Consider the following 17,725-nt stretch of genomic DNA (forward strand, 5'->3'; position numbering starts at 1 on the left):
TGCGTCCCCAAGCCGAACGGGCGCCAGTCATCCGCCGACGGACAAGCCGGATCCGGGATGGGATGGACACCGATCGGCGCGCTCGCCGTGGGCTGTGAGGCGTCGTAGCGGTAGAGCGACCGGCCGGCGAGGTTCACCGCGAGCACGGTCGACCCGTCCTCGGGGACGTCGACGTCCCCGAGGCCCTCCTTCCCCACCGCCGGGCGAAGCCCAGGTCCATGTCCACCGTCTGGTCGTGCGCGGTGGTCCCGGTACCGGGAACGGTGGTGAACAGCGCCGTCTGGCCGGTGGTGCGATCGGTGCGGTAGATCGCGCCCGATCCACCAGGGCTGTAGTTGGCGACTCGCTTGGCGAACGCGCCACTGAAGATGGCGCGGTCCTGCTCGCGGTAACCGATGCCGTACAGTGCCCCGGTGGTCGCCCGGTCGGACAGGTTCGTCACCTGAGCATTGGTGCCGTCGGCGTTGTACGGGAACGTCAGCAGCGTGCGCGACTCGGTGTCCGGCCCGGGGACGTCGCTGCGGATACACGTGGTCGCCACCGGCGCGTTCTGCTGGCAATAGTCACCAGGATTCCACAGCGCCGTGGGGTAGGAGACCGACTTGCCACCGGGAGATCCACGGACTCCTCGGTACTGCTGAGCTTGCCGGGCGCCTCGTCCAAACCAGCCCGGTCCGCGAAAGCCGAGTGCAGCACACCGGGCTGCGGATTGATCACCTCAATCCGGTACTTCCCACCGACCAGCGCCGTGTCCGCGGGAGCGAGCATCGCGGTCCCGTCCACCGTCGTGCGCGCCTCGATCGGGGCACCCGCGTCATCGATGAGCCGGACCACGACATTCGGCATCCCCGGTTCCAGCACGGCGTCATGGGCGCCGTTGCCGTTGATCTCACGCACGACCCGGACGGTCACCGTGCCGTCGCCGGGGGCGGCCGCCGCGGGCTGATCCGGGATCAGCAACAGCTGCGTGGTCACCGCGGCCAGCACTCCGCCGACAACAGTGACCACACCCGCTCTCTTCAACGGCAGGCCGGAATATTTTCCGCGCTTCACCAGAAACTACCTTTCGGACCGCAACTCGACGCGGTGAGCATCCGCAGAGTTCAGCTGGACAGAACAAAGAACGTCGAGACACGTGGCAGGGCGTCGGAGCTACTCTGCTGTGATCCGAGTGCTCACAGCAGGCGCGTACCGCAAGGTGGACCTTCATAACCTTTACCGCGCCGCCCGCCGCCAGCGTGGCCACGAAGGCGACATCGTCGCTGTGTGGTGACTGGGCGAGCCCTAGGCAGGACATTTCCTGTGGCGGATGGGGCTCGTTGAGACCGTGTCTCCGATGCTCACAGCTGAGGCTGATCGGCACGGCCGGGCGAGCTGAACGGGACAGGTGAGGCAGATGCGGATGGCGACGAGCAGATGTGGCATCACATCGCCGGGCAGGCCGTCGAATGAACCCTATTCGACGGCCGAAGTCTTGTCGGCGCGGGTCCGGGACGGGCCATCGTGATCGCGCGTGCCCGACGTTCCGCGCTCGGACGATGACGCAAGGGGCAGGTGAACGCACTGATCGCTACACGCTGGTCCCCCAAGCACCAGGCAAGAGTGTGCGTGCAACACGCCGAAATCTTCAACAAGCAGATACAAGTATCCCCTGTCGAGGAGCCTCGACAGGCCCTTAGAGTTCTTGAGGTGCACGCTGCGAAAGACGGCGATCACGGTCGTTCGGCGTTCACAGGATGCACTCCGGACGAGTGTCGAGTGGAGGTTCACCCTTGAATCAGCCCATCGCCAAGATCGACAGTCTCCATGAGCAAGCCTGCTTCGAGTTCTACGAGGGCAAACGAAACGATTTGATCAACCTGCTACCCGGCGACGATGGTTTTGTTCATTCGCATTTCGCGGTGACCGATTTCGACCACCGAGTACTAGACGCGCCCGACGACCGGCGGGAAGAAGAGATTCTTCGCGAACTGCACAGGATCGAAAACTTGCAGGTTGAAGCACTACTTGACTTCCTGGGCCCCGTCGATGCCGACCAGCACGTCATGGACTCCGGTTGCGGACGAGGCGGCACGTCTTTTATCGTATACGACAGACATCACTGTTTCGTTCGTGGTGTCGACTTCTCACCGTACCGCCTCGAATTCGCAGGGAAGATCGCCAGCCAGCGCAAGGTCGAGGATCGGGTCACGTTCCACCAGAGCAATATGACTGGCACCCCGTTCGCGGACGACACCTTCGATGTGGTGATCAACAACGAATCACAGGAGCACCTGGAAAGTATGGACGCGCTGTGCCGCGAAAATTCACGGGTGCTGAAGCCTGGCGGCCGGTTCGCTGTCGCGACGTGGGTCGCCGACAGCTGGAAAACGCAACAGTCGGAAGAAGTCACAGCGATCGACTCCCACTATCGAACCCGAATTCACACTCGAGCGACCTACTTGCGGGCCATGGTCAACCACTCCCTGATCCCGATCCGACTGGATGATCTCACCGAAGCAGCGATACCTTACTGGCAGTTGCGCTCCGAGTCATCCCATCGCAGTGGCGTGGAACCTTACTTCCTGTCCGCCCTCGGGAAGCGAATCATGAACTATCTATTCGTCATCGCCGAGTACCAACCGGGCGCATAGCTGGAGTTGCTGCCGTACTGCGCGAGCGGGCACTTGGAGGACAAGACATGCCGACGGAAACAAACGAACACGTGCAACGTCGAGTTGCGGAAGAATTGGAGAGATTCTTCGCGCACAAGCGCAGAGAATTCGGTGATCGCCGTCTGCGGTCGGTACTCCCGGTGCTGTGCAATTTCACGCTGGCGAGCAAACACATCCGGTCCCTGTTCTGCTATTGGGGATGGCGCGGCGCGAGACCTGGCCCGAGCGAACCTGACCGAGAGCTGATCTCAACATGCGCCGCTTTAGAACTACTGCACGCCGGCCTTCTCGTCCACGACGACATCGTTGACGGCGACGACACCCGACGTGGACAGCCTACGGTGCGCCGCTCCTTTGCAGACATCTCGCCGCACCCGGCGAACGCGAACCGGCAACAGCGGACAGGCGACGACGCAGCGCTGCTCGCCGGAGACGTTCTGCTGACTTGGTCTGCTGAACTGCTCCACTCCATCGACACATCCCATAGCCGCAAAGACGCCATGATGGCGCACTTCTACCAGATGTGCAATGCAGTCACCCTCGGCCAGCTGACCGAGGCATTCACCCCCGTCCAAGGGAGTTCCCTGGCCGACGCATTGGAGATCAGCAGGCTTAAGACCTCCAGCTACAGCATAGAAGGACCATTAGCCCTCGGCGGAGTTCTAGCGGGCGCGGCACCGGAAGTTCTCGACGTGTACCAGAGATTCGGACGAGGGCTAGGTGAAGCAATACAACTTCTTGACGACGTCGTAGACGCCTTCTCGGGAATCGAAGACTCGACGCGGGTCACGCCAGAGGTTATCGCGGAGCTGCGACAACCGAAACCGTCCTCGTTAATCCTGGCGGCCACCGAACGCGCACAACCTCATCAGGCCGCTCGAATAGCGCGTCTCTACGGAGACCCCTATCTCGACGAGGCGGGTGCCGCCGAGCTTCAACAGGTCATTATCGCGACTGGCGCCCGAACCGCAATGGAAGAGATGCACCGCCAGCGTCTGGCAACAGCACTGGAGACTCTCCGTGAGCTACCCGACCCGGGCGAAGCGTGTCACGAGTTGACAAATCTGGCGAAGATGTTCGCCGGCAGCCTCATCCGTCACGCCGACTCCGTGCCGCCAGCCGGTGCAGCCGGTGATCCGCCAGTACCGTCGATCACGTTCGGCTTGACGTCGACGACAGGACCTGCGGACTACGCACCGAACGTCCAGGTACTGAAGGCAAGGATCGAACAGTCACTCGAAAAATTCATCGAAGAGCAGATACAGGTTATCGACACCTACGAGAAAGAAACTTTGTTCGGTTTACTCAGGCCTTACCTCCTCGAAGGCGGTAAGAGATTGCGGCCAATTTTCTGCTATTGGGGTTGGCGTGGTGCCGGCGGCGAGGACAACGACCAGATAGTTCGCGTCGCGTCGACGATCGAACTCTTTCATCACTTCGCAGCCTCGCAAGACGACGTAATGGACGAAAGCGCCTTTCGCTGGGGTCGACCCACTCTCCACCGCACGCTAGCCGACCTGCATTCCAAGTCTGACTGGATGGGCGACAGTGACAAGTTCGGGGCATCGATCGCGATCATCCTCGGTGACCTATGCCTAACCTGGGCGGATGATTTATTCCACAACTGCGGACTGCCACCGGAGCGGCTTTTCACCGCGTGGCCGATATACCAAAGCATGCGTCGCGAAGCACTTATCGGCCAATACTTGGACGTCGCCAGTGTTACCCGTGATCCCGCGGCACCGCCGCGACTTTCGCAAGCTTTAAAGGCAATACGATACAAAAGTGTCGGATACACAATCAAGTTCCCATTACTACTAGGGGGAACACTCGCCGGCGCCCCATCCAAACTACTCGACACATATTCGGAATTCGGCCTACCCTTCGGAGAAGCGTTCCAGCTGCGCGATGACCTGTTCGGCGCCTTCGGCGACCCGAGGGTGACCGGAAAGCCCAATCTCGACGACTTCCGCGCAGGAAAGGAAACCGCACTGATCGCCTTGGCTGTAGAGCGCGCCAACCCGGCACAGGCCAAAGTCATCACTCGGCTCTACGGAAAACCCGACCTTGGAGATGCCGATGCGGAGACACTTCGGGAGGTTCTTGCTGCAACCGGTGCCGCCGACGCAGTCGAAGCAATGATCAGCGAGAGGACCGACAGTGCTCTTCGCATACTTGCCGAAGCTCCTGTCGAGAGGTCAGCCGCGTCCGCGTTGCGCGACCTCACCCTCGCCTGCGCGTGGAGAGAGTCCTGACGTCATGAGGACCCCACTTCCGTGGTCGCAGACCCTGGATTCAGCCGGCATCGTGGACCCCCTACTTCGCCGTGACTACACCTGGTGCGCCCACTACTCCCGGCGGCGCGATCTACCCTTGCACTTGGCTCTGCGGATTATCACTCCCGCACGCATCCAGCCACAGGTGCTGGCCGGAGCAGCGTTCTTTGGCTACACGGACGACCTGGCGGAACGTCCGCCCACCCGATTCTCCCGAGCCCGGCTCGACGACTGGGTAGCGTCGACTGCAAGGAGCATCGAATCCGGAAAGTCCTCACACCCGCTCATCCGTGCATACTTGCACGCTGCGGCGACGCGAAGACTTTCGCACGACTGGCCACTTGGACTGCTGCGCTCCACCGAGTCGGAGTTCGACTTCCGCGGATTCGCGGACGACCAGGCCATCAGTGACTACGTGGAGAGCTACACACTCCCAGGTGGCATGTGCTGTGTCGGCATGTTGTACGAAGGCGGCCCAGAGAAGGACAGCCTACGATTCTGGCGACATTTTGCTCAATTCACACAACGTGTGGACTTCCTTGCCGACTTATCCTCCGACATGCAGAACGGCCGTCTGAACCTAGCCTACGATTCTCTCCAGCGACACGGCGTAACATGGCAGGATCTGTGGGAACAGCGCGACACTCCAGGCATCCGAAAAATGCTCGAGGAGACATATGATCGGGCCTCCGAAGCAGGCGAGCTGGCACGCGCTTCCCTCGAATCCGAACGCCGCGGGATCCGTTTTGGCCTCGGGATCATCCTTGACCTTCTGGGGCACATGCTGGAAGACGCGCACTGTGGCTTTTCGTCGGTCCTGAAAAAGCCGATCGCGTTTCCTGTCCTGGCACTCCCGCGAGCCGTTGTCAGCTCAGGCAGGAACGTCGGGTTCCCGGGTTTGCGGATTGGCAACTTCCTTCGAGGATCTAGCCTCGAGTTACGACACGAGTTCAACGCCAGGTCCAGGAGTCAGCTTTGACGGTGTAGACACCGGAGCGAACGTAGAGGCATATCGGGCGCTGGAGCGGGAGCGACAGCGCGGTCAGGTCGAGTTAGGCGACAGTAGCGCGAGTGACCACACGGCAGAGTGACCACGACGTCGGCTGCCGCTGATGACCTTCAGACTGGACTACGCCACCTGTAACAGCCGTACCGAGGCGTGCGCGGGCTATCAATGGTGCGGACGGCTCGTGCAGACGTGCGCCACTCTCTGCGGGCCATCCCCGACCTGCGGGAACCGCGTGAGGGCCTGACCACCGTCGATTACATGGCCCAGGCATCGCCGCAATGTCCCGGCGCCCACAGGCCCCGGGACAGCACTTCAACCTCGTCCCCTCACCCGAACAGGCCGTCACCTTCACCGAGTACTTCGACCTGCTCACCCGCCATTGCGGCCGCGAGATCATCTCGCTGCCGTTCAAGGAATGGGTAGCGCTGTCCGGCAACAAGTGGCTGTCAGGGCTGAGGGAAGCACTACTCGCTCTCGAGCGAGCCGTGCCCCCGGACAGCCTACAGATATTCCGCGCTGAAAACCTGGCCTGGCTCAGCGGAGAGGCCTGGAAGCTCGCGCTTCACCGCAGCAACGACACACCCACGATCGGCCAATACCTGCGGTTGCGGTGGCAAAAAGGCGGAGCAGGCCACGCGGCCGCCTTCGCCGCTCCAGGAGCCGACTATGCGATGAGTACCGCAGAACTCTACGACCCTGTTGTGCGAGCCTTCACTCAGGCCACCCTCTACCCCTGCCTGTTCCTCGACGACCTGCTCTCCTCGGCAAGAGAACAACAATTCGGCCAGGTATCGCTGAACATCAATTCAGTTCCGGCTCACGAGCACGACCTCGACCCTACCTCGGCCCAGGCCAAAGCCTGGGAACTGTACGAACGGCTAATCTGCCTCATGCTTCGCCTGCAACGGCAACTCCTGGCCGACCCTCGCCCCGCCGTTGCCCGCTACGCCACGGAACTTCCACATTGGCTTCCGGCCACCATCGACTTCAGCATAAACAGTGCCCACTACCACGACCTGACAGACATCCGCGCCACCGAGCAGATCGCCCCACCTACCGTCATCATGACGGACAAGCCAACCGTGTGGAGTCCAAACAATCTGACACCCCCGCCGTACAAGGACCCCACCTGACCGTGGGACCACGTCACCCCATGAAGAGCAAGGCATCGCACGGTGAACCATTCCCCTGCGAGCACGACCATGTCCACATGCCAGGCCGTACATCACACGTGGTGGCCACGTGAAGCCCCGCGGCACAGATGCCGATCTCGGTCGAAACAACTCCTACCAGGCTCCAGGAAGGCGTTGACAATCTTCGACAACCCCGACGAAAGGGCCGAGACGATCAGAGCTCCTGACCGCCGAAGTACCCGATTGCCGCAGAGCTGCGACGGGTGGTGTCGGGTCGCGGGGTGTCGGATCAGTCGGTTTGCCAGCTGAGCACCACGCGACCCCAGTCGCCGAATGCACCCCGGCTCCCGTGAAAGCCCGTGCCGCCGACGGGGCTGTCCCCGAGCCCGCCCAATCCTCCGGGACCGCCATCGCCTCCATCGCCGCCGGAGCCGAACTGCTCGAAACCGGTACCGCCGACTCCGCCTGTGCCGCCCTCGCCACCCCTGCGAGAGCTGCCTGGGACCTCCGGGCCCTGGCCGGACTGTCCGGCGGCACCGTCGGCACCGGCGGCACCGGGTTTGTCGTCGAGGCGGCGGCCGCGGACGAAACCCACGTTGCCACAGCCGGTGTGGGCGCTGCCCCGGGCACCGTCGCCACCGGGACCGCCGGGACCGTCCGAACCGTCCCTGACGCCGCCATTACCGCCGCGTCGGCCGGTCTCCCCGGGGCGGCCGCCGGCGCCACCCTCGGCGGCGGCGAGCAAGGTCGCGAAGGTGGGCCGGCCTGTGCCCAGCCAGATGCCGCTCTCCTCGCCTCGCCCGCGGCCGGGCAGGCTGTCGGCATTGACACCGCGGCCCCCGAAACCGACCACGACCGTGAAAGTCTGACCTTTGTCGAAGCGCGACACCCGGCATTTGCCGTACTTGCCGGACGCGCCTCCACCACCTGCGCCGCCCCCGCCACCACCGCCCCCCACGCCGGCCAGCTGCCAAGGTACCGAGCCGCCAGCGCCTCCCGTGCCGCCGCGGCCGCCGCCTCCACCGGCCCCCCACACCTGCACGGTGATGTCCGCGTCGGAGGGGGCGGTGAACGTGTACACGCCGGGCCAGCCGAACACGACCTGCGCTTCCGCAGCGTGCGCGGCTGGGGCGGAGACGACCGCGCCGGCTATCCCGGCCGACAGCGCCACAAGGGTCACGCCGATCCGGCCCAGCCGCCGCCCCGGAGGCCCGGCGGGTGCCGGGCGAGAGGTAGTCATCATGGTTGCTCCTTCCCAGTCGCGCCGCTCTGCCCTGTCCGGGACGCGCGGCTGACGCGATCAGCAGATTCCTGCAGACGCGGGCTGAGCCCGCGGCCCGGCGACATGTCCACTCCCGGAAGGGACGCGCCGACGGCGACCTGGCACTGAACGACGGGATCTCCATCCCCGCGGATCGCTTCCCTGGCGGGCGCTTGCCGGACCCTGTAGATCAACGATGCAACCATAATTACTGTATAAGTCGCAGCATCTTAAGCCGAATGGCTCAACAGGCGTCGGGTTCTTGACGTGCCGTGGTTCCCGCCCGTGCGGGCGGGAACCACGGTGGAGAGCAGGCGCGGAACGCCCTGGATCGCGGGGGTTCCGCCGCGAATGCGGTGCCGGCAGGTGTCCTCGTCCGAGCACAGCGGCCACGGACGGCTGACTTGCCGGCGTAGCCACCGATGGGTGGTTACCTTGCCAGCAGAGGCTGTGGCGGACGGACGTGCCCACCATTACACCTCTATCGCCAGTGACAGAGGTGATTCGTGCTGACATCGGGCGCGGACAGCGTTGACGCAAAGTCAGATGATTCGTCCGGGCGGGTCCACACAGCTGACGTATCGCCACGTTCGTGTGAAAACCCGAGGATCAGGTTCTTCTCCCTGCGTGGCAGGGAATCTCTGAAGAGTTATCGCGTCCGAAGGAGGGGCCGACATGAACGACATACGCAGTGAATCAGCGGGACACGAGAAGCGGGCCATCGAGGCCGTCGAAAAGAACCTCAACGCGGTCGCTCAGGTCCACGCGACCCTCGCGGTGTCGAAAGCCATCAACAGAATCGCCGACTTAGCCGACCAGGACACCGAGCCCGGCCCAGCCAATGATCGCTGAAGGTTCCCGCCATTCACGCAGGAATCCTTCTCCTGACCGCATAACTGTGTGGTCAGGAGAAGGGCGTCCAAGCAACGAGGTGAACCGCATCGGGACTTTCCGCTCGATCTCGTGAGGTCGCCGTCGAGATCAGTCCGGTCCCGTGTCCTCGGCTGTTCGTTCGAATTGACCTGGCGGACAGGGGATTCATGCGGCTCGGACTGAATCTGGGGTATTGGCGAACAGGGTACAGGTGGAGTACCTCGACTTGGCGACGGTCGCCGACGATCTCGGGTTCTCGTCGGTGTGGGTTTCAGAGGTCTTCAGCTCGGACGCGGTGAGCATCGTGTCCTGGATCGCGGCGCGCACCCGCCGGGTGGACGTGGGGACCGCGGTGATGCAGATCCCCGCGCGGGCACCGGTCGTTCATGGTTGCAGCAGCTCCGTCAGATCGATGGGGACCCGTACTGGCCCGTGGCGATCTCGGCCGGAGTGTTCCTGTTGCTCTCGGTCGCGGTCTTGTGTCCGCACCGTGGTCGAGCAAGAGCTTGGTCATCGCGCCGGCGGGCGACTACGCCATCGGATGACCGCGAGGCGCAGCGGTGTCACGCCCGGCGTGTAGACGGTCTGGAAGTCCGCGCCGGCGTCGAGCAGCGTGCGGGCGGCCTCGGCCTGGCCTTCCTGGACCGCGAAATACAGCGGCGTGTAGCGGCTGCGGTGCACGGTGATGTTCACATCGACACCCGTCGGCCAAGCGACGCTCGAAGGTGCCGATATCGCCTTTTTGTGCCGCGTAATGGAGTTCGTCGCGTCCTTCGCGGTCCAGGTTGGTCATCACACCTCGATTCCGTTGTTGCGACGAGAGGTGCTGGTTGGCGCGGACGCTGCCCTCGGCTGCGGTGGCGTGCGGAGTGGTTCGGGGGCGGGACACGAAAGGGTGGTTCGCGGCGGCGGTCCGGTGTTGTCGCGGATCGGCCGTGTTGTACTGGGGCCGCAGTCGAGGTGCGCGCCTCTTCGTCAGTTCGGTCCGGGTCCGTTACCGGTGCGGGCGGGTCGGTGGTATCGCCTGGTCGCGGTGGCGTCGGCGTCCGTTGTTCCGGGGTACGGGTCCGAGCCGATCCGTAGACGGCCGCAGCATCCTCGCGTTCGCGCGATGCTGGTCGGCCAGACCAGGAGAGTGCCGGATGACACCAGACACCGATTCCCCGCCGGTCAGCGGTCGTTCCGCCGGGCGGCGGTGGGCGCTGCTCGCCGTCGCCGCGGCGGTGACCACCGCCGGCGTCGTCGCCGTCCCGCCGACAGCCCACGCCGCGGACGCCCGGACCTACAACCGGCCCGGGCAATACACCTTCACTGTGCCCGCCGGGGTCACCGCGCTCACCGTGCGCGTATGGGGAGGCGGAGGCGCCGGAGGCACCGGCGGGCCCGATTACGACGAAGGCACAGCCGTTCACTCCGAGCGAGCCGCCGGCGGCGGAGGCGGCGGAGGCGGCGGCGGCAGCTACCTCGAATGCACGCTGACCGGGATCAACCCCGGACAGCGCTACACCGTGACCGTCGGCGCCCCCGGCACACCTGAGCTGGCCAATGGCGTGCAGGAGCGCCTTCGCCGTATCATCGATTCGCTCCGGTCCGGCGCCATCACTCGTGCCGTCAAGGACCTTCTATTGATTCTGCGCAGTGCGCTTCCCAGTGCGCTTCCCATTGCCCGACAGGCTCTGACACTCGTACTAAGTGGCGATATCGATCGTGCTGTCGCCCTGCTCACCGCGTTCGTCGTGGGCGGGGACCTGGCGGGCGGCGGCAGCGCCGTGGTCGATGCCGGTAACCCCGCCACCGCGGTCCGCGCCCCGGGCGGCCACCCCGCAGCCAACGGGCACCAAGCCGCGAACAAGACCGGCGGACCGGGCGGACCCGGCGGGACCGGTGCCACCGCGCCGACGTGCACCGGTGCCGGCGAGGCCATCGCGACTGTGGTCAACACGGTCTCCGGTGGCAACGGCGGCACGGGCGGAAACGGCACCGCCGGGTCCCGTGGCAACGGCGGCGCAGGCGGAACCGGCGGTACCGGCTTCGACGGCGTGGGCGGCGGAGGCGGCGGAGGCGGCGGAGCCGGCACCCACGACGGCTTCGGCGGAAGGGGCGGAGCCGGAACCGACCAGGGTGAAGACGGCTACGCCGGAACGCAGACTGAGCAGGCCAAAGGCGCCGCCGGATCCCCTGGGCGGGTAGTCCTCACCTGGTAACCGCCCATCCCCTACCCGGGTCGGCGGTGCCCGGCAGCACGCCGCACCGCCGATCCGGACACCGCCCTCCCGCCCCGAAACCTGGCGGCCGTCCAGCGCCCCGAACGTAAGAGATATCCCGTGAGTTCCGGGGTTCCTCGGTGGGGACGCGAGGGTCTGTTCCGCCCAGGACCAGGGCGTTCCCACTCCTTTGGGTGATCATCTGCGGTTCTGACTCAACTTCAGCCTAGGTGAACCGATCTCGGAGAGGTCGAGTATCACGCATCTGGACTGAAGACGAGGAGACGCGGTTGACCCTGGCGGTGGTTCGGGACCTGCGTGAGCTGCGGCCGCCGGCGAATCCGGACGAGCTGGCGCAGCTGGAGACCGACGTGCTGGCCGGATTCGTGCTCGCCCGCGCCTCGGCCGGACTGGCGGACGGCACGATCAGCTCGGACGTCGGGCATCTGGAACAGGTGCGCACCTGGTTCGGGAAACCGTTGTGGGACATGGAACCCACCGACGCCGACGCCTACTTCGGCAAGACGCTGCGCCAGGCCGCAAAGGGCGCCCGGCTGGCCCGGTCGCAGGCGATGACCACGTTCTTCGCCTACCTCGAGTTGCGGCACAAGGTCGAGATCCACGCGGCCACCGGCCGGATCGTCGAGTGCCCGATCGACGAGATGAACAAACCCCGCGGCCGAAAGCAGGCCGCGCTGCGGATCCCGCCCACCGACGCCGAGGTCACCACCCTGTTCAGCGGGTGGCGCGAGGAGCTGATCACCTGCCGGAAGTTCGCGCCGTCCGCCCGCAACTATGTCGCGGCGAAGCTGATGTCCCTGGTCGGGCTGCGGATCAACGAGGCCCGCAACCTGGACCTGGCGGACGTGAAGTGGCACCTCGGCAAGTTCGGCAAGCTGCACGTCCGCGTCGGCAAGGGCGCCCGCGGCAGCGGGCCGCGCGAGCGGATGGTCCCGCTGATCAACGGCGCCGATCGGCTGCTGCGCTGGTTCATCGAAGACGTCTGGGGCCACTTCGGCGACGACCACACCCGCCCGGACGCGCCGCTGCTGCCCTCGGAGCGCAAGAACGCCGACGGCAGCTGCAAACGGATCGGCGACGATGCCCTGCGCGCCGGGCTCGCCGAAGCGACCGAGGCTCACCTGCCGAACTGGGCGGGATTGCTGACGCCGCATGTATTGCGGCATTTCTGCGCCAGCGATCTCTATCTGTCCGGGTTGGACTTGATCTCCATCCAGGAGCTCCTCGGGCACGCTTGGATCGCCTCGACTCTGAATTACGTTCACGTGCACCGCAGCCGGATCGAAGAAGCCTGGCTCGCCGGCCAGCAACGCGCCGCGCAGCGGCTGGGAGGACTGCTGTCATGAAGTGGAACCTGCGCCTGGCCGCGGCGAACCGCGGCATCTGGAAGGCCAGCGAGCTGCAGCGCATGCTCGCCGAACGCGGCCTGGTGATCTCCGCAGGGAAGATGTCCGGCCTGTGGTCCGGCAACCCGGCCAGCATCAAACTCGACGACCTCGACGTGATCTGCGCCGTCCTCGGCTGTCCGATCAGCGACGTGCTCATCCCCGAGCCGGAGAAGGTTCCCCAACCCGGCGCCCAGGAGACGACGGCCACTGCGACCGGCAGCGACGGGGCCGTCGTGACACCGAAGCGCCGCGACGGCCGCTCGCTGCCACCGGAATGACGACGAGGAGCTGCATCCGCGGTGCGGTGCGCACTTGCGCGAGCTGCTTGGCTTGGGGCCGCACCATGACACGTGAGCTCTGCTTGGCCTGCTACCTGTTCGGCCGGAAACACACCGTCGGCGAGTGCGCTGGATGCGGCCGCCGGGAGCCATTGCGCACGCAGTACTGCCGGTTGTGCTGGTGCCAGGCACGGCTGCTGGCCCGCGAGAGCGATGAGCCAGTCGGGCTGGCGAAACCCAGCAGTCACCTGCGGCGCGTCCAGCACCATCAGCTGTTCTTCGCCAACATGCTCTCCACACGCGGCGCGTCGACGACACCGCCACGAACGCGCGGACGGCGCGGCCGGCCGCGCAAATAGCCACCGCGTCCAGCGGCCCGTCCGGCGGCCGGGTGGGTTCAGCCCTTCCTGTTCGACAACCTTCGACGGGACTACACCCGATTCAACGAACAGACCGATGTGAACCGCAACAACCCTTGGCTGGCTTGGGGTTTGCACCTCGCCTACCAGCTCGGCGAGAGTCGCGGCTGGGGCGCGACGGTTCGCGCGGATGCCGATCGGGTCCTCACCATCCTGCTGTCCCGCCACCGCGACGGCGACGTGGTTCGCCACTCCGACATGCATGACCGCCGCCATGCGCACGCGCAAGCTCACCACGGAACGCGCCGCCGACGTGCTGGCCGAGATGGGTGTCCTCGTCGACGATCGACGGTGCTCCTTCGAGGACTGGTTGCAGGGCAAGCTCGCCGGGCTCGCGCCCGGCATCGCTCGCGAAGTCGAGTCCTGGCTGCGGACACTGCACAAAGGCGGCCCCCGCAGCCGCGCCCGCGACATCAACACCGTTCGTCACTACGGCGGCTGTCTGCGCCCGGCCCTGCTGGAGTGGTCGGGTCGCTACGACCACCTCCGCGAGGTCACCCGAGACGATGTCCTCGCTGCCCTCGACACAGCCCAAGGCTCGTCCCGCCAACACCTCCTGATCGCGTTGCGGTCGCTGTTCGGCCTGCTGAAGAAGAACGGGGTGGTCTTCCGCAATCCGACCGCACACATCCGGGTCGGCCAGCGACTCTCCAGGCTCATCCAGCCGCTCGGTGACGACCAGATTGAGCGGACGGTCACCGTCGCCACCCGGCCCGCCGACCGGCTGATCATCGCCCTGGCAGCCATCCAGGCCGCCCGCGCCGGCGCGATCCGCGCCATGCAGCTGGACGACGTCGACATCGGCGACCGCCGACTCACCATCGCAGGCCGCACCCGGCCGCTCGATGACCTCACCCGCCAAGCTCTCTTGACCTGGCTGAACTACCGCCGCGCACGATGGCCCAACACCGCCAACCCGCACCTGCTGATCAACCAACGAACCGCCTCGGAGACAGGCCCGGTCAGCGGACATTGGATCCACCTCGGATTCCGCGGACAGGCAGCCACCATCGAGCGGATGCGCGTCGACCGGCAACTCGAGGAAGCCCTCACCCACGGGCCGGACCCTCTGCACCTGGCCGTCGTCTTCGGCCTCGACCCGAAAACCGCCATCCGCTACGCCGACTCGGCCCGGCAACTGTTGGAAACCGTGATCGAGTGCGACACTCCGGGTTGAGCCGAACTCACGGGTCGAGCCCTGGTCCTGGGCGGAACGGACCCTTGGGTTCCCGCCGAGGAACCCTCACTTGCGCTGAACCCACGGCGGCCTCGGGGGCGCCGTAGTATCCGCCGAAATCGGGCGGACATGAGTGGGTAGGCTTCTGAGCTGGAGATCTGTGGGGGCAGGCCCTGGAGTCCGTGGTTGGCGACGCTGGTGTTCGCGACGAGGAGCTGGAGCGTCCGCAGGGCTTTCCGGAGATCGACCGGGACGAGCTGTTCAGGTTCTTCACCCTTACTTCGGCGGATGTCGCGTTCGTCGATCCAGGCCGGGGTCGTGGTCAGGCTGATCGACTCGGTTTGTCTGTCGCGCTGTGTTCGTTGCCGTGGCTGGGGTTCGTGCCGGACAAGGTGTCGTCGGTGCCGCCGGTGGTGGTGGCGCGGCTGGCTGATCAGCTCGGTGTCGATCCGAACGTCCTGCGGCCCTATGGTCGGCGGACGAAGACCCGGACTGAGCATTTACGGCTCGTCACGAAATATCTGGGTGGCGGCTGCCGACGACGTTGGAACTGAAGGAGCTGGACGAGTTCCTGCTGGCGCGGGCGTTGGAGCACGACTCGCCGACGTCGCTGTTCCGGTTGGCGTGTGAGTACCCCGATCTCGGCGCGGGTGATCCGGCCGGGCCCGGTGACGGTGGTCGAGCGGGTCGCGCGCCCGCGCCGAAGCGCCGCGGGAACGTATGACCGGCTGGCGCCCGAGTTCACCGACGCGCGGTGCGCCGCGCCGGATGGGCTGCCGGCGGTGGATCCGGAGATCGAGACGTCGCGGTTACGGTGGCTAGCGACCGGCCCGGTGGAGGCCTCGCCGACGGCGGTAAAGGCGGAGGTCCACGAAGCTGACGTTCCTACGTTCGCTGGGCGCGGACACCCTGGATTTGATTGGGAAGGCACCGGTTCAACATGCTACTGCTTTCAACAAGCACAGACCTCGTCAGTACTTCCACCGAATGCTGATCAATGGCTTAACTAGATCAAGGCTCATCAGCGGACAGCATCCGCAGCTTGATGACTGCCCCCGTACTCCTCTTGCTCTGATAACGGGTCAGGAACGTCCGTATTTCTCATCTGTGCTCGCAGACCGACTCAAAGGCAGGATCATGACGATCGATCACGGCCCCACGGTGCGCGCCGACCTCGAGAAGGCCGCCTTCGAGTACTACGACGACAAACGCGACGATCCCCTCAACCTCGATCTCGGCAGCACCGACGGCTACCACCACCACTTCGCCGTGGGCGATGTCGATCGCACCGTCCTCACACTGGACGGCGACGCCCGTGAGGAGGCCATCAACCTCGAACTGCACCGCATGGAGACCCGGCAGGTCAACGTCCTCGCTGAGGCACTTGGTGAGGTGCCAGCCACGGCTCGCCTCCTCAACGAAGGCTCCGGCCGCGGCGGCACCGCTCATCGGATCCCGGCACGCACAACCAGCACTTCCACCGTGGGCTCAGCGTGGCTGAGGTCGCCTCACGCCCGCATTGTCGCTCGGTAGTGGAAGGCATGAGGACGATGAGCATCGCACTGATCCGTAGCCGCCATGAGGACGACACCCCCTGTACGCTGGCCGACTGTCAGGAGATCACCCGTCCCGCGTTACGCGCGACTGTGGACAGCCTGCCCGCCCCGATCCGATACGTCGCCGGCTACCACCTCGGCTGGTACGACACCCATGGCCAGCCCACCACCCTCGGCGCCAATGGCGGTGGGGGGTGGGAAGATGATCCGCTCCGCTCTTACCCTGCTGTCCGCCCACGCGCTATCGGCGGCGGTGGCGGTGGAACTGGTGCACAACTTCTCGCTACTGCACGACGACATCATGGACGGCGACCGTCTGCGTCGGCATCATCCCACTGCCTGGACGGTGTTCGGCATTCCCGCCGCGCTTCTCGCGGGGGACGCGCTGCTGGCTCTAGCTCTGCAAGTAGTGTCCGACGACCACCGCCCCGGTGATGCCCTGGGCATCCAAATACTGGCCGCGGCACTGGGACGGTTGATGGACGGCCAGAACGCGACACCGATTTCCCCCATCGCGACCGGGTGAATCTGGTCGAGTGCCAGGAGATGGCCGCCGGCAAGACAGCGGCCCTGCTCAACGCCGCCTGTGGTTTGGGAGCATTGCTCGGCGGGGGCACCCCCGCTCAGGTCCAGTGCCTGCATCAGTCGGGGGAACACCTGGGGATGGCCTTCCAACTGGTCGATGACTTGCTCGGGATCTGGGCGGATCCGGCTGTGACCGGCAAGCCTGTCGGTGCGGATTTGGCCGTGCGTAGGAAGTCCCTGCCGGTGGTGGCGGCATTGGACTCCGCCACCGACGCCGGCGAAGAGCTGGCCGCGCTGTATCGGCTCGACCGTCCCCTGTCTGCCAAGGAGATTGCACGCGCCACCGATCTGGTCGAACAGGCCGGCGGGCGATCATGGGCCCAACAACGGGCCGAATACCACCTGGACCAGGCACTGCGATCACTGCGCCAGGCCGATCCGGCCCCGGTCGGGGCTACGGCGTTGTCCACATTGGCCGGGACTCTGGCCCACCGCGTTCGATGACGGGACACACCACAGCTCACACCACAGTGATCACGCTGTTAAAGGGTCTCTGTGACCACACCCACCCGTACCATTCTTCTGGCTGCGCTCCGATCATGGTGCGCCAGCGCGGGACGGGCGATAGCCGTCGTCGACCACGCACTGGGCCGGTGGCCGGACGCGACGGTGTACGTCCGCAAGCAGATCGTGCACGACTCCCACATCATCGCCGAACTCGCTGCCAAAGGCGTGCCATTCCCTGCCCGCTGTGGAGGCAGTCGTGCGCCACGCAACTGGACGGACCGGTGGTGGCGCCCGTGATAGCGGTGAAGGGCAAGGGATACCCGCGAGCGGAATCGTGCGGAGAAGACCGCCTGCACACCATCGGCGTCACCGCCACCCTGTTGGCTGTGCTAGCGCAGCTGTTGACCCGGCGAGACCACCATCATGAGCACTCTAACCGGGCCC

At 65.5% G+C, this 17,725-nt stretch carries 21 protein-coding genes; 16 read left to right on the forward strand and 5 right to left on the reverse strand.

Annotation, left to right across the window (positions count from 1 at the left end):
• Positions 1-133: 133 nt before the first annotated feature.
• Complete coding sequence (locus tag AMYAL_RS48005) at positions 134-442, reverse strand: hypothetical protein (RefSeq protein WP_167336184.1); 309 nt, start codon at positions 440-442, stop codon at positions 134-136.
• A 35-nt stretch (positions 443-477) separates the two neighbouring features.
• Complete coding sequence (locus AMYAL_RS48010; protein WP_143267802.1) at positions 478-1,053, reverse strand: hypothetical protein; 576 nt, start codon at positions 1,051-1,053, stop codon at positions 478-480.
• 719 nt (positions 1,054-1,772) lie between these two features.
• Here AMYAL_RS48010 and AMYAL_RS0135890 point away from each other — a divergent pair.
• From AMYAL_RS0135890 to AMYAL_RS50190, 4 genes are all read left to right on the forward strand, one after another.
• Positions 1,773-2,633 (forward strand): class I SAM-dependent methyltransferase, encoded by an 861-nt coding sequence (locus AMYAL_RS0135890; protein ID WP_020636129.1) that lies wholly within the window; start codon positions 1,773-1,775, stop codon positions 2,631-2,633.
• 47 nt (positions 2,634-2,680) lie between these two features.
• Positions 2,681-4,909, forward strand: coding sequence for a polyprenyl synthetase family protein (locus tag AMYAL_RS48755; protein WP_084702225.1), 2,229 nt, complete (start codon positions 2,681-2,683; stop codon positions 4,907-4,909).
• A 4-nt stretch (positions 4,910-4,913) separates the two neighbouring features.
• Positions 4,914-5,909 (forward strand): phytoene/squalene synthase family protein, encoded by a 996-nt coding sequence (locus AMYAL_RS0135900; RefSeq protein WP_020636131.1) that lies wholly within the window; start codon positions 4,914-4,916, stop codon positions 5,907-5,909.
• A 308-nt stretch (positions 5,910-6,217) separates the two neighbouring features.
• A complete protein-coding gene (locus AMYAL_RS50190; RefSeq protein ID WP_020636132.1) occupies positions 6,218-7,072 on the forward strand; it encodes a terpene synthase family protein in 855 nt (284 codons plus the stop codon).
• Between the two features lie 289 nt (positions 7,073-7,361).
• Here the strand turns inward: AMYAL_RS50190 and AMYAL_RS49590 are convergent, their stop codons facing one another.
• On the reverse strand, positions 7,362-8,315 hold the full coding sequence (locus AMYAL_RS49590; RefSeq protein WP_143267804.1) for a hypothetical protein: 954 nt from the start codon (positions 8,313-8,315) through the stop codon (positions 7,362-7,364).
• A 693-nt stretch (positions 8,316-9,008) separates the two neighbouring features.
• Between AMYAL_RS49590 and AMYAL_RS50000 the strand changes: the two genes are divergently transcribed.
• Both AMYAL_RS50000 and AMYAL_RS50575 read left to right on the forward strand, forming a co-directional pair.
• Positions 9,009-9,185, forward strand: coding sequence for a hypothetical protein (locus AMYAL_RS50000; protein WP_020636134.1), 177 nt, complete (start codon positions 9,009-9,011; stop codon positions 9,183-9,185).
• A gap of 283 nt (positions 9,186-9,468) precedes the next feature.
• Positions 9,469-9,786: an LLM class flavin-dependent oxidoreductase gene (locus AMYAL_RS50575; protein ID WP_245193411.1), complete on the forward strand. Its 318-nt coding sequence runs from the start codon at positions 9,469-9,471 to the stop codon at positions 9,784-9,786.
• On the opposite strand, the gene AMYAL_RS50580 is transcribed toward AMYAL_RS50575, so the two are convergent.
• Complete coding sequence (locus AMYAL_RS50580) at positions 9,717-9,899, reverse strand: hypothetical protein (RefSeq protein WP_020636135.1); 183 nt, start codon at positions 9,897-9,899, stop codon at positions 9,717-9,719. The genes AMYAL_RS50575 and AMYAL_RS50580 overlap by 70 nt on opposite strands.
• 449 nt (positions 9,900-10,348) lie before the next feature.
• Here AMYAL_RS50580 and AMYAL_RS0135925 point away from each other — a divergent pair, with 449 nt between their 5' ends.
• The 7 genes from AMYAL_RS0135925 to AMYAL_RS50210 all read left to right on the forward strand — a co-directional run bounded on the left by AMYAL_RS0135925 (position 10,349) and on the right by AMYAL_RS50210 (position 15,417).
• Positions 10,349-11,410 (forward strand): glycine-rich domain-containing protein, encoded by a 1,062-nt coding sequence (locus tag AMYAL_RS0135925; RefSeq protein ID WP_020636136.1) that lies wholly within the window; start codon positions 10,349-10,351, stop codon positions 11,408-11,410.
• Positions 11,411-11,700: 290 nt separating this feature from the next.
• Entirely contained in the window at positions 11,701-12,777 is a 1,077-nt protein-coding gene (locus AMYAL_RS0135930; protein WP_020636137.1) for a tyrosine-type recombinase/integrase, read from the forward strand.
• On the forward strand, positions 12,774-13,097 hold the full coding sequence (locus AMYAL_RS0135935) for a helix-turn-helix domain-containing protein (RefSeq protein WP_020636138.1): 324 nt from the start codon (positions 12,774-12,776) through the stop codon (positions 13,095-13,097). Before AMYAL_RS0135930 ends, AMYAL_RS0135935 begins: the two co-directional genes overlap by 4 nt.
• Before the next feature lie 65 nt (positions 13,098-13,162).
• On the forward strand, positions 13,163-13,456 hold the full coding sequence (locus AMYAL_RS50195) for a hypothetical protein (RefSeq protein ID WP_209447268.1): 294 nt from the start codon (positions 13,163-13,165) through the stop codon (positions 13,454-13,456).
• Between the two features lie 262 nt (positions 13,457-13,718).
• Positions 13,719-14,693: a site-specific integrase gene (locus AMYAL_RS50200; protein WP_020636139.1), complete on the forward strand. Its 975-nt coding sequence runs from the start codon at positions 13,719-13,721 to the stop codon at positions 14,691-14,693.
• Between the two features lie 182 nt (positions 14,694-14,875).
• Positions 14,876-15,247, forward strand: a complete 372-nt coding sequence (locus tag AMYAL_RS50205) for a DUF4158 domain-containing protein (protein WP_026467733.1) — start codon at positions 14,876-14,878, stop codon at positions 15,245-15,247.
• Positions 15,238-15,417: a hypothetical protein gene (locus tag AMYAL_RS50210; protein WP_026467734.1), complete on the forward strand. Its 180-nt coding sequence runs from the start codon at positions 15,238-15,240 to the stop codon at positions 15,415-15,417. Before AMYAL_RS50205 ends, AMYAL_RS50210 begins: the two co-directional genes overlap by 10 nt.
• A 377-nt stretch (positions 15,418-15,794) precedes the next feature.
• Here the strand turns inward: AMYAL_RS50210 and AMYAL_RS50005 are convergent, their stop codons facing one another.
• Complete coding sequence (locus AMYAL_RS50005) at positions 15,795-16,142, reverse strand: hypothetical protein (RefSeq protein ID WP_167336135.1); 348 nt, start codon at positions 16,140-16,142, stop codon at positions 15,795-15,797.
• Positions 16,143-16,451: 309 nt separating this feature from the next.
• On the opposite strand from AMYAL_RS50005, the gene AMYAL_RS50895 reads away from it, so the two are divergent.
• Genes AMYAL_RS50895 through AMYAL_RS51150 form a run of 3 tightly spaced genes read left to right on the forward strand, consistent with a single transcriptional unit; the run spans position 16,452 to position 17,578 of the window.
• The gene (locus AMYAL_RS50895; RefSeq protein WP_280632819.1) at positions 16,452-16,775 is read left to right on the forward strand and encodes a polyprenyl synthetase family protein; all 324 of its coding nucleotides are present in this window, start codon (positions 16,452-16,454) and stop codon (positions 16,773-16,775) included.
• Positions 16,772-17,278 carry a polyprenyl synthetase family protein gene (locus AMYAL_RS50900; protein ID WP_020636141.1) on the forward strand — a complete coding sequence of 169 codons (507 nt, stop codon included), beginning with the start codon at positions 16,772-16,774 and terminating at the stop codon, positions 17,276-17,278. The genes AMYAL_RS50895 and AMYAL_RS50900 overlap by 4 nt, the downstream gene beginning before the upstream one ends.
• A 51-nt stretch (positions 17,279-17,329) precedes the next feature.
• The gene (locus AMYAL_RS51150; protein ID WP_143267994.1) at positions 17,330-17,578 is read left to right on the forward strand and encodes a hypothetical protein; all 249 of its coding nucleotides are present in this window, start codon (positions 17,330-17,332) and stop codon (positions 17,576-17,578) included.
• The last annotated feature ends 147 nt before the right edge of the window (positions 17,579-17,725 follow it).

Source organism: Amycolatopsis alba DSM 44262 (genome assembly GCF_000384215.1).
Classification (GTDB): domain Bacteria; phylum Actinomycetota; class Actinomycetes; order Mycobacteriales; family Pseudonocardiaceae; genus Amycolatopsis; species Amycolatopsis alba.